Annotated in this window: 7 protein-coding genes, 1 pseudogene and 1 riboswitch; of the genes and pseudogenes, 2 read left to right on the top strand and 6 right to left on the bottom strand. The window is 63.4% G+C overall.

Translation table 11 applies throughout. The features are described from left to right. Positions 1 to 148: 148 nt before the first annotated feature. The gene (gene gltB, locus DESPR_RS14490; RefSeq protein ID WP_015725547.1) at positions 149 to 4,597 is read left to right on the top strand and encodes a glutamate synthase large subunit; all 4,449 of its coding nucleotides are present in this window, start codon (positions 149 to 151) and stop codon (positions 4,595 to 4,597) included. Between the two features lie 24 nt (positions 4,598 to 4,621). Then, positions 4,622 to 6,040, top strand: coding sequence for an FAD-dependent oxidoreductase (locus DESPR_RS14485; RefSeq protein WP_015725546.1), 1,419 nt, complete (start codon positions 4,622 to 4,624; stop codon positions 6,038 to 6,040). Between the two features lie 12 nt (positions 6,041 to 6,052). Here the strand turns inward: DESPR_RS14485 and DESPR_RS14480 are convergent, their stop codons facing one another. The 6 genes and pseudogenes from DESPR_RS14480 to accC form a co-directional block, all read right to left on the bottom strand. Beyond that, on the bottom strand, positions 6,053 to 7,975 hold the full coding sequence (locus DESPR_RS14480) for a potassium transporter Kup (protein ID WP_015725545.1): 1,923 nt from the start codon (positions 7,973 to 7,975) through the stop codon (positions 6,053 to 6,055). Between the two features lie 50 nt (positions 7,976 to 8,025). After that, positions 8,026 to 8,158, bottom strand: a riboswitch (cyclic di-AMP (ydaO/yuaA leader). A gap of 91 nt (positions 8,159 to 8,249) precedes the next feature. Next, a complete protein-coding gene (locus DESPR_RS19095) occupies positions 8,250 to 8,669 on the bottom strand; it encodes an OmpA/MotB family protein (RefSeq protein ID WP_245529462.1) in 420 nt (139 codons plus the stop codon). A 250-nt stretch (positions 8,670 to 8,919) separates the two neighbouring features. Further along, positions 8,920 to 9,027: pseudogene (locus DESPR_RS19250) on the bottom strand (flagellar motor protein MotB); the annotation flags it as partial. Then, complete coding sequence (locus DESPR_RS14470; protein WP_015725544.1) at positions 9,028 to 9,813, bottom strand: flagellar motor protein; 786 nt, start codon at positions 9,811 to 9,813, stop codon at positions 9,028 to 9,030. It abuts the pseudogene before it with no gap. A gap of 163 nt (positions 9,814 to 9,976) precedes the next feature. Further along, entirely contained in the window at positions 9,977 to 10,234 is a 258-nt protein-coding gene (locus DESPR_RS14465; RefSeq protein WP_015725543.1) for a flagellar FlbD family protein, read from the bottom strand. A 102-nt stretch (positions 10,235 to 10,336) separates the two neighbouring features. Beyond that, positions 10,337 to 12,352 carry an acetyl-CoA carboxylase biotin carboxylase subunit gene (accC, locus tag DESPR_RS14460; RefSeq protein WP_015725542.1) on the bottom strand — a complete coding sequence of 672 codons (2,016 nt, stop codon included), beginning with the start codon at positions 12,350 to 12,352 and terminating at the stop codon, positions 10,337 to 10,339. Between the last annotated feature and the right edge of the window lie 3 nt (positions 12,353 to 12,355).

The following is a 12,355-nucleotide window of genomic DNA, read 5'->3' as shown; positions in this document are numbered from 1 at the left end:
GAACTGTCAACGAAAGAATGGTGCCCTCCATTTGCCCTGTTTTCCCCTTCTTTCGGACACCTTGTACCACTCAGGAATTATTCCTGTTGCACTCGGGGGCGTCCGGTGCTTAACTGCCCCTCACTATTCCTCAACCATTCAAGGGACCATGAACGGGCTTTACGATTGCAACGAATTCAAGGACAATTGCGGTTTCGGCCTGATCGCCCACGTCAAGGGCGAGGCCAGTCACCGATTGGTGCGGACCGGCATCGAGGCGCTGACCCGCATGACCCACCGGGGCGGGATTGCCGCCGACGGCCGCACCGGCGACGGCTGCGGCTTGCTCGTGCAGAAACCCGATGGTTTTCTCCGTCGCGCGGCCCAGGCCTGCGGCGCCGGCGAGTTGACACCGCTCTACGGCATCGGCAGCCTGATGTTCAGCCAGGACGAGGAGCGGGCGGCGACGGCCCGGCGCATCCTGGAGGAGGAGCTGGCGGACCAGGGGTTGCGGGTGGCCGGCTGGCGGCAGGTGCCCACCAATCCTGCCTGCCTGGGCCCCATTGCCCTGGCCTCCCTGCCGCAATTTTTCCAGGTGTTTGTCAACAGCGACAACCAGCGTCGCGAGCAGCTGACCGCAGGGTTGTTCATTGCCCGCCGACGGACGGAAAAGCGGTTGGCCCACGATCCGGATTTCTATGTCGCCAGCCTCAGTGAAGGCACCCTGGTCTACAAGGGGCTGATGATGCCCGCCGACCTGCCCGGCTTCTTCCCCGACCTGGCCGATCCGGAACTGACCAGCGCCATCTGCGTTTTCCACCAGCGCTTCTCCACCAACACCATGCCGCGCTGGCCCCTGGCTCAACCCTTCCGCCTGCTGGCCCACAACGGCGAGATCAACACCATCACCGGCAACCGCAACTGGGCCGAGGCCCGCACAGGCAAGTTTCAAACCCCGCTGCTGCCGGACATCGAGGCCATCGCTCCCCTGGTCAACCGCACCGGCTCGGACTCCTCCAGCTTGGATAACATGCTTGAGGTGCTGGTGGCCGGCGGCATGGACCTGCACCGGGCGATCCGCATGCTCATTCCGCCCGCCTGGCAGAACGTCGAGCATCTCGACGCCGACCTGCGCGCCTTTTACGAGTTCAACTCCATGCACACCGAGGCATGGGACGGCCCGGCCGGCTTGGTGCTCACCGATGGCCGCCATGCGGTCTGCGCCCTGGACCGCAACGGCCTACGGCCCTCGCGCTGGGTGCTGACCCGCGACCACCTGCTGACCGTGGCCTCGGAGGTGGGCGTCTCCAACGACGATGCCGGCGAGGTGGTGGCCAAGGGCCGGCTTGGCCCGGGCCAGATCCTCTCGGTCGATACCGCCACCGGGACCCTGCGCCACACCAGCGAGGTGGACGAGCTGCTCAAAACGCGCCATCCCTACAAGCAGTGGCTCAAGGACAACACCCTGCGCCTCGAGGGTACCCTGGAGCAGGATCGGCCTATCCATGAACTGGAGGGGGAGCGGCTGACGATGGCGATGAAGATGTACCAGGTCAGCTTCGAGGAGCGCGACCAGTTGTTGCGCCCCCTGGCCGAAACCGGCCAGGAGGCCACCGGCTCCATGGGCGACGACACCCCCATGGCCGTGCTCTCCCGCCAGCAGCGGCCGCTGTACGACTTTTTCCGTCAGCAGTTCGCCCAGGTGACCAACCCGCCCATCGACCCGCTGCGCGAAGCAGTGGTGATGTCGTTGGAGACCACCATCGGCCCGGAGCAGCAGTCGATTTTCGAGGAGTCCGAGCAGCACGCCAGCCGGGTGATCCTGACCTCGCCGGTGCTGTCCACCGAAAAGTACCGGGCCCTGCTCCATCTCGACCGCTGGGGCTACCGGTTGTGCCGGCTGCCGCTCGGCTACGATCTGGAAAAGCAGGATCTGCGCGCGGCCATCGAGGCCCTGTGCAGCCAAGCCGCAGAAGCGGTGCGCAGCGGCTGCGTGTTGCTGCTGCTCACTGATCAGGACTGCGCCCCGCCGCTGTTGCCCATCCATGCCCTGCTGGCCATTGGCGCGGTTCACCATCACCTGTGCGTGCAGGGCCTGCGCTGCAACGCCAACCTCATCGTTTCCACGGCCACGGCCCGCGATGCCCACCAGATCGCCTGCCTGATCGGGTTCGGGGCTACCGCGGTCTACCCGTACCTCGGCTATGCGGTGCTCGCCGATCTCTGCCGCTGCGGTGAAGTCGATCTGCAGCCAAACCAGGCCCTGAAGAACTATCGCAAGGGCATCAAAAAGGGGCTCTTGAAGATCCTCTCCAAGATGGGCATTGCCACCGTGGCCTCCTACCGGGGCGCCCAGCTGTTTGAAATTATCGGTCTGGATGCGGAGGTGGTGGAACGCTGTTTCCCCGGCACCCCCAGCCGCATCGGCGGCGCTGGATTTGCCGACCTTGAGGCGGATCAGCAGGCCCTGGCCCGGGAGGCCACCAGCCGGCAACGGCCCATCCGGCCGGGCGGACTGCTCAAGTACATGCACGGCCAGGAGTACCATGCCTTCAACCCGGATGTGGTCCTGGGGTTGCAATCGGCGGTCACCAGCGGCGACTATGGCCAATGGCGCCGCTGCGCCGAGCTGATCAACCACCGCCCACCCGCCACCCTGCGCGATCTGCTCGCCCTGCGCCGCGATGTGCAGCCGATCCCCATCGACCAGGTCGAACCGGTCGAGGCCATTGTCCGCCGCTTCGACACCGCCGCCATGTCGCTCGGGGCGCTGTCGCCCGAGGCCCACGAGGCCCTGGCCGAGGCGATGAACGCGCTTGGCGGCCGCTCCAACAGCGGCGAGGGCGGCGAGGACCCGGCCCGCTACGGCACCAGCAAGGTCTCGAAGATCAAGCAGATCGCCTCGGGCCGTTTTGGGGTCACGCCCCACTACCTGGTCAACGCCGAGGAGCTGCAGATCAAAATCGCCCAGGGGGCCAAGCCCGGCGAGGGCGGCCAGCTGCCGGGGAGCAAGGTCAACGACCTGATAGCCCGGTTGCGCTACGCGGTCCCAGGCGTCACCCTGATCTCGCCGCCGCCGCACCACGACATCTACTCCATCGAGGACCTGGCCCAACTGATCTTCGACCTCAAGCAGGTCAATCCGGAGGCCCTGGTGTCGGTGAAGTTGGTCTCCCGGCCCGGTATCGGCACCATTGCCGCCGGGGTGGCCAAGGCCTACGCCGACCTGATCACGGTTTCCGGCTACGACGGCGGCACCGCCGCCAGCCCCATCTCTTCCATCCGCCATGCCGGTTCGCCCTGGGAGCTGGGGTTGGCCGAGGTGCACCAGACCCTGCAGGCCAATGACCTGCGCGACAAGATCCGGGTCCAGACCGACGGCGGCCTCAAGACCGGACTCGATGTGATCAAGGCGGCCCTGCTCGGTGCCGAGAGCTTCGGCTTTGGCACTGCGCCCATGATCAGCTTGGGCTGCAAGTACCTGCGCATCTGTCATCTCAATAACTGCGCCACCGGCGTGGCCACCCAGCGCGACGACCTGCGGCGCGACCATTACCGGGGCACGGTGGACAAGGTGCTCAACTATTTCCGCTTTCTCGCGGAGGAAACCCGGGAGTGGATGGCCCTGCTCGGTGTGCGCCGCCTGGAGGATCTGGTCGGCCGGGTGGACCTGCTCGAACCCGTGGCCGGCCTTACCCCACGGCAGCGACAGCTCGATCTTACGCCGCTGATCCACACCGATGCGTTGCTGGCGTCCAAGCCCCGCCACTGCGCCGTGCGCCGCAACCAGCCCTTTGACAAGGGGGTGCTGGCCGAGCAGATGGTGGCCGACATCCTGCCGGCCATCGAGGCGCGTAGCGGCGGCACCTTTGCCTACACCCTGGCCAACAGCGACCGTTCCATCGGCGCCCGCTTGAGTGGCGAGATCGCCAAACGCTGGGGCAACCAAGGGATGAACGAAGCGCCGGTCAAGCTCAAACTGACCGGTATCGCCGGCCAGAGCTTCGGCGCCTGGAATGTCGGCGGGCTGGAGCTCTCCCTGAGCGGCGACGCCAACGACTACGTGGGCAAGGGCATGGCCGGCGGCAAGATCGTGCTCCGGCCGCCGCACCGCTCGACCTTCAAGAGCGAAGTCACCAGCATCATGGGCAACACCTGCCTCTACGGTGCCACTGGCGGCCGGCTGTTTGCCGCAGGTCGGGCCGGCGAGCGGTTCGCGGTGCGCAACTCCGGCGCCCATGCGGTGGTCGAGGGTGTGGGCGATCACGGCTGCGAATACATGACCGGCGGCCTGGTCACGGTACTCGGCCCCACCGGCAGCAACTTCGGCGCCGGCATGACCGGCGGCTTTGCCTATGTGCTCGATCTCGACAACAGCTTTGTCGACCGGTACAACCATGAACTGGTGGAGATTCAGCGGGTCCACTCCGGCTACATGGAGGAGTACCGCAACCATCTCCACCGGGTGATCGAGGAATTCTGCCGCGAGACCAACAGCGACTGGGGCTGGCGGCTGTTGGACGACTTCCCCGACTTCATCGGCCGGTTCTGGCTGGTCAAGCCCAAGGCCGCCGATCTCTCCAGCCTGCTCGACCGGCTGCGTCAGCGCGGCGAATAATTTTTTTTACTCCACGGCCATCCCATGAGCACACGACTCGACAACGTCTTCCAGTTCCTCGAAGTTGAACGGAAACTGCCACCCAAGGTCAGCATCGTCACGCGCAAAACCGCCTTTCGCGAAATCTACGAGCCGGTAGCCGAACCCCATCTCCAGCACCAGGCGTACCGCTGCCTCGCCTGCGGCAACCCCTACTGCGAGTGGAAGTGCCCCGTGCACAACTACATCCCCAATTGGCTCAAGTTGATGGCCGAGGGCAACCTCGCGGCGGCGGTGGAACTCTGCCACCAGACCAACTCCCTGCCCGAGATCTGCGGCCGGGTCTGTCCCCAGGACCGGTTGTGCGAGGGGGCCTGTACCCTGAACGACGGTTTCGGCGCGGTGACCATCGGCAATATCGAGAAGTACATCACCGACCAGGCCCTGGCCCGGGGCTGGCAGCCGGACCTGAGCGGTGTGGAGTGGAGCGGCAAGCGGGTGGCGGTGATCGGGGCCGGGCCGGCGGGGCTGGGGTGCGCCGACGTGCTGGTACGCAATGGGGTCCGGCCGGTGGTTTTTGACCGCTATCCGGAGATTGGCGGCCTGCTCACCTTCGGCATTCCCGAGTTCAAGCTGGAAAAATCGGTGCTGGCCCGGCGGCGGCAGTTATTCACCGCCATGGGCATGGAATTCCGCCTGGGGACGGAGATCGGCAAAGATATTGCCATTGAGCAACTGCTCGACGAGTTCGACGCCGTCTTTCTCGGCATGGGCACCTACCAGTTCATGAAGGGCGGCTTTCCCGGCGAGGATTTGCCCGGTGTCCACGATGCCCTGCCCTTTCTCATTGGTAACGTCAGTCACCATCGCGGCTATGAGGGGCTGGCGCCCTTTGTCGATACGGCGGGCTTGCGGGTGGTGGTCCTGGGCGGCGGCGACACGGCCATGGACTGCTGCCGCACCGCCATCCGCCAAGGCGCGGCCAGCGTCACCTGCGCCTACCGCCGCGACGAGGCCAACATGCCCGGCTCCAAACGCGAGGTTGTCAACGCCCGCGAGGAGGGGGTGCAGTTCCTCTTCAACCAGCAGCCGGTGGGCATTCTCGGCGAGCATCGGGTCGAGGGGGTGGAACTGGTGACCACCGAGCTGGGGGAACCGGACGCCAGCGGTCGCCGACGGCCGGTGGTCGTGGCCAGCAGTCAGGTGACGGTGACCGCGGATATTGTCCTCATCGCCTTTGGCTTTCGCCCCAGCCCGCCCGCCTGGTTGCGGGATCTCGGGGTGGCGGTGGACGAACGCGGACGGGTGAAGGCCAGGGAAACGGGGGACTATCCCCTGCAGACCGCCCATCCCAAGATCTTTGCCGGCGGCGACATGGTGCGCGGTTCCGACCTGGTGGTCACCGCCATCTGGCAGGGCCGCCTGGCGGCCAAGGGCATCCTTGCCTGGCTTGGCCTTGCCTGAACCGGACGGTCCCTACAGCTCCACCTGTGTCCCCAACTCCACCACCCGATCCGGCGGCAGCTTGAAGAACGAGGTGGCGTTCCAGGCGTTGCGCGACATGAAGATGAACAGCTTTTTGCGCCATTGGGCCATGGGCGCCGGTCCGGTGGCAAACAGGGTTTCACGTCCCAGGAAGAACGAGGTGGTATAGATATCGATCGCTACCCCTTTTCGGCTTACCAGATCGAGAATCTCCGGCATGTTCGGCGACTCCATGAACCCGTATTGGGCCTTGACCCGATAGAATCCCTGCCCCAGCGCCTCCACCTGTACCCGTTCGCTCGCCGCTATCTTGGGTGTCTCCGCCGAAAGAATGGACAGGAGCAGCACCCGTTCGTGCAGGGCCTCGTTGTGCTTGAGATGGTGCAGCAGGGTATGGGGAATGCCCTCGGGGGTGATCGACATGAACACGGCCGTGCCCGCGGTTCGCTGTGGACTGTATTCGGCCAAATCCTTGAGAAAGACATCGGTGGGCAAGCGCATCAGTGCATAGTGCTTGGCCAGCAGGATGCGGCCGTCGCGCCAGGTGATCATCGATACCAAGACCAGGGAGGCGATGCAGACGGTGATCCAGCCGCCATCCTTGATCTTGAGGATATTGGCCCCCAGGAACGAGGAATCGAAAAGGAGAAACAGCCCGACCAGGGCGACGCTCCGCCACAGTGTCCAGTGCCAACGGAAGCGAAGAATGTGGAAATACATGATCGAGGTAATGGTCATGGTGGCGGTGACCGCGAACCCGTAGGCGGCGGCCAGCCGGGACGATTCCTTGAATGTCAGCACCAGGGTCAGGCAGGCGAGCATCACCAACCAGTTCACGGTGGGAATGTAGATCTGTCCCCTGGCTTGCTCCGAGGTATGGATGATGCGCATGCGTGGGGTGAACCCCAGTTGCATCGCCTGCTGGGTGAGTGAATAGACGCCCGAGATCATGGCTTGGGAGGCGATGACCGCCGCCACCGTGGCCAGGCCGACCAGGGGATAGAGCACCGCTTTCGGCGCCAGGGCGTAAAAGGGATTGACCTCGGCGATAGCGGGATCGTGGAGCAGCAACGCCCCTTGGCCGTAATAGTTGAGCACCAGGCCGGGCAGGACGATGCCGCACCAGGTGATCCGGATGGGTAGGCGGCCGAAATGGCCCATGTCGGCGTAGAGGGCTTCGCCGCCGGTGATGCACAGCACCACCGAGGCCAGGGAGATGAATCCGTGCATCCGGTGTATGGCAAAATACTCATAGGCATAGACCGGGTTGAGGGCCAAGAGCACATCGGGCTGGCGGAAGATGGCGATCAGGCCGAGTGCGCCGAGGCTGCCGAACCAGAGGATCATGATGGGGCCGAAGACCTTGCCGATCACCGCCGTGCCGTACCGTTGGGCGCAGAACAGGGCCAACAGGATGAGGCAGGTGAGCGGCACCACGTAGGGGGCGGCGGCGTCGGTGGCCATGGTGAGCCCCTCCATGGCCGAGAGCACGGAGATGGCCGGGGTGATGACGCCGTCACCGTACAGCAGCGAGGCGCCGGCCGCGGCGAGCACCGCCAGGACCGCCCACCAGCGTTTGCGTTGCCCCAGCGGCGTGCGCAAGGCGGCCAGCAGGGAAAAGGTGCCGCCCTCGCCCTTGTTGTCGGCCCGAAGCACGAAAATGACGTACTTGAGGCTGATCACGACCATCAGCGACCAGAACACCAGCGACAGGATGCCGAGAATGTTGGCGGTGGTGGGTTCCACGCCGTGGCTGCCGGAAAAGCATTCCTTGATGGTGTACAGGGGACTGGTGCCGATGTCCCCGTAGATGACGCCAAGGGCGGCCAGAGCCAGGGAGGCGAGCGGCGCCTGCTGGGGATGGTGATTGTTGTCGGTCTGGGAGACGGTTGTCGAGTGCGCAGTACGGGGCATGGGATGACGGACCTCCTGGTTCCTGTTGTGCAAGCCCCTGGACGCTGACCGGAGGCTCTCATTGCGCTTGCGAGGTGAGCTGACGGACTCAGGCTGAGAGATGCCTTACGCGCAGTGCGCGATTCGCCCCAACAAATTGGTTCCCCCGCTTCCGTTTGCCGCGGAATTCAGCAATGTCTGGCAAATTTTTTTGACAGCAACACGGTCCCCGCACTGTTGCCCGCATCATGCCGCGAGCGATACCTGCTAAGCCGGCCGCGCATTTTTGCCTCCGTCAAAACGGAGGCCGTCTGTCCAGCGCAGGTATCTCCTTGTCCCCGCTGGTCATCTCCAACAGAACAATATCCACCCGGCGGTTCATCGCCCGTCCTGCTTCCGTGTCGTTGGTGGTGACGGGGCGGTATTCGCCGTAGCCGGTCACCGACAGTTTCTCAGGGGCGAACCCCTGTCGCTCGATGAAATAGCGGGCCAGACTGGTGGCCCGGGCCGAGGACAGCTCCCAGTTGGACGGAAAGGCCGGAGAGCGGATCGGTTGGTTGTCGGTGTGTCCCTCGAAGCTGAGCGGATTGGCAAACGGTTGCAGAATCCGGGCGATTTCCGCCAGGAGCGCAAAAGCGGCGGGCTTGATCCCGGCGCTGCCCGAATCGAAAAAGCCTGCCTCCCGGAGACTGATGACCAGCCCGCGGGTGGTCACCGAGATACTTTTCGAGGGTTACCAGCAGGTGCTTGAATTCGCGATGGGTGGCCCGGACTTTGCCACTGTTGCCAGCTTGTCCCGACGATCCGGCGGGTGGAGGAGGCTGCGGCTGCACGCTTGGGATGGGGGCCATGTCCGTGGTGGGCAGGACGGCCGGTTTGCCGGCTTGGATACCGGTGCTGATGCCGAAGGCGTTGCGATAGGAATCGGCCACCTCCTCGACTTTCTTCTTGTCGACCTGCGACATGGCGTACAAGGTGACGAACACCGCGAACAGCAGGGTGATGAAGTTGCCGTAGGACACCAGCCACCGTTCATGATTGGGTGGTTTTTCCGGTGCTTTTTTTCGCGCCATTTACTTTGCCTCCTCTTCGGCGACCGCGCTCGGTTTGTCGTCGCCTTCTCCGCCCAGGTAGGAACGCAACCGTTCCTCAATGAAGCGCGGGTTTTCGCCATTCTGGATGGCCACGACCCCGGCGATGATCATCTCCTTGCGCACCATTTCATCCTTGATGCGCAGCTTGATCTTGGTCGCCGCCGGCAGGCAGAGGATGTTGGCGGTGATCAGGCCGTAAATGGTGGCCACGAAGGCCACGGCGATACCGGCGCCGAGCTTGGACGTGTCGGAGAGGTTGCTCATGACGTGAATCAGGCCGAGTACCGCGCCGATGATGCCGATGGTTGGGGCATACCCGCCGGCGGCCTCGAAAAATTCGGCGCTCATCTTGGCCTGCTCTTCGGTTGCGCTCATATCGATCTCCAGCAGCTCCCTGATCTCCTTGGGATCGATCCCGTCGACCGACAGGGAAATGGCCTTTTTCATGAACCGATCCTTGTGGCTCTTGGCATCCTGCTCCAGGGCGATGATGCCGTTTTTCCGGGCCTTGGCGGCGAACGCGCAGATGTCGGCGATGATGTCGTCGTTCTTGGGCGAACCAGCGAGGAGTTTTTTGACATCCTTGAAGGCTCTGAGCACCGTGGGCAGGGGAAAACTGACAAAGGCGGCGCCAAAGGTGCCGCCGAGTACGATCAGGGCTGCGGTCGGCTGCACCAGGGCATTGAGATGCAGGCCTTCCAGGGCGGCGCCGCCGACGACGGCACCCAGGCCCAGAACAAGGCCAATGAGGGTTGCGATATCCATAGAATTGCTTGAGCCGAGGGGAAACGGATGGTCACCTGTTTTTCGCAGGAGAGCCAGAGGAGCATATTGTATGGGGATGGCGAAAGATTAGAAAGGAAAAAAGCGGGGGACAGTGAATTTTGCCGTAAAAAATAAATAAGCAATAATTTCAAAATATTGATTGCTAAAAATAGGGAAAGAAGGAGAAAGAGTTCGTGCTTTTAACGTTGGATTGCGTTGTCTGTGCATCGCCGCCGGCCAGCCGGACAATCCGGAGGCGAAAGGCGATGATGCGGTCAATGATTTCGTCCGGCTGTTCACGCACCAGAATCCGATCGCCGTTGATCAGCTCGATGGTGGTATCGGGCTTTTCTTCGATGCTCTTGATCAGATCCTGATTGAGATAGAGTTCACTCCCATTGAGACGGGTGAGCTTGATCATGGCGGCAGCACCAAGGGGAAGGGTTGCGGAGGCATTGCCTGGACAGCCCAGGGAGAAGGCGGGCGCCCGCGAGGTGCGTGGGCGCCCGCCACGTTCGGTGGTCTACACGACCTCGAACTTGATCAGGGTTTCGTCGGCCTCCACCGCCTGACCCTTGGCGACCAGGACCTCGGCAATGATGCCGTCCACCGGCGAGGCCACGCCGCTTTCCATTTTCATCGACTCGAGAATGACCAGGTTCTGGCCGCGGAAGACACGCTCGCCTTTCTGGGCCAGCACATCCACCACCAGACCCGGCATCGGGCAGAGCAGGACGTTGTTGAGCGACTTGTCGGCCTTCTCGGGCATGTAGGTCATCATGGCCCATTCCTTGGGGGTATAGACCTCGAACAGACGAGAGAGCCCGTTGAAGGAGACAAACATGAACGATTCGTCGAACTGGATCCGGAACCGGTACACCTGACCGTTGATCACCAGTTTGAGGCGGCGGCGGAAAAACTCGAAATACGGAATTTCCACCTGGTAAAGGTTGCCGTCCACCCGCATGGTGCAGGTTTCGCCGCTGATCGGCGGATTTTCCAGGGCGACGTTGAAATGATCGTCCTCGCAGCGCACCATGTACTGGGGAAAACGGCCCATCTTCCGTTTGCCGCCGATGCTGGAAACCATGTGGCTCATGGATTCGCGCACCGCGACCTCGCGGGTGTGATAGATCAGGGTCGCGACCAGGGCGGCCAGCCGCAGGTAGTGGACAGCCGGCGAACGTTTGGATTTGCCGCCGTCGAAGTGCTGTTCGATGAAACCGGTGTGCAGGTTGCCTTCGGCAAATTCGGGCAGACAGAGCACGCTGGTGACAAAATCGATATTGGTCGACACGCCCTCGATGTGATAGCCGTTGAGGGCCTCGATCAGGCTGCGGCGAGCATCTTCGCGGGTCTTGCCGTGGCAGATGAGCTTGGCGAGCATCGAATCGTAGTAGACGTCGACCTTGCCGCCGATGTTGACCCCGGAATCCACCCGGATGCCGGTTCCGCGCGGGGCTGCGTAGCGGGTGATCATGCCGGTGGAGGGGATGAAGCCCCGGCTCGGATCTTCGGCGCAGATCCGCGCTTCGATGGCCCAGCCGTTGAACCGCACCCCTTTCTGATCAAAGGGCAGGGGCTCGCCGCTGGCGATGCGCAGCTGCCATTCCACCAGATCAAGGCCGGTGACCATCTCGGTGACCGGATGCTCCACCTGCAGGCGGGTGTTCATCTCCAGGAAATAGAACTGCTGATGGGCATCAAGGACAAACTCCACGGTGCCGGCATTGACATAGTTGGCCTGGCGGGCGAGATCGCAGGCCGCCTTGCCCATCCGCTCGCGCAGGTCCGGTGACACGGCCGGTGACGGCGATTCCTCGATCACCTTCTGGTAGCGCCGTTGGATCGAACATTCGCGCTCGCCCAGATGGATGACGTTGCCGAAACTGTCGGCGAGAACCTGGATTTCGATATGGCGCGGCTGCTCGATGTAGCGCTCGACAAACACCCGGGTGTCGTTGAAGGCCTTCTGGGTTTCCTTGCGGCTGGCCTCCAGGGCCTCCTTCATATCCTCGGGCGCACGCACGATGCGCATCCCCTTGCCGCCGCCGCCGGCCGCCGGTTTGAGCAGAATCGGATAGCCGATCTCGGCCGCGATGGCAATGGCTTCCTTCTCGTCCTTGATCGCCTCGATATGGCCGGGAATGACCGGTACACCGGCATTCTTGGCCAATTCCTTGGAGGTGATCTTGTCGCCCATGACATCGATGGCCTCCACCGACGGGCCAATGAGCACCAGCCCGGCGTCCTTGATGGCCTGGGCGAAATCGGCCTTTTCCGAGAGAAAGCCATAGCCGGGATGGATGGCCTGGGCGCCGGTCTTCTTGGCCGCGGCAATGATCTTGTCGATATCGAGATAGGACTTTTGCGACGGCGACTCGCCGATATGCACCGCCTCGTCGGCCAGGTGCCGGTGCAGACTGCGGCTGTCGGCGTCGGAGTAGACGGCCACGGTGCTGATGCCCAGACGGTTGCAGGTACGGATGATGCGAATGGCGATTTCGCCACGGTTGGCGATTAGAATTTTCTCGAACATGGC

This window comes from Desulfobulbus propionicus DSM 2032, assembly GCF_000186885.1.
Taxonomy (GTDB): domain Bacteria; phylum Desulfobacterota; class Desulfobulbia; order Desulfobulbales; family Desulfobulbaceae; genus Desulfobulbus; species Desulfobulbus propionicus.
This window is presented reverse-complemented; position numbering and strand designations above follow the sequence as displayed.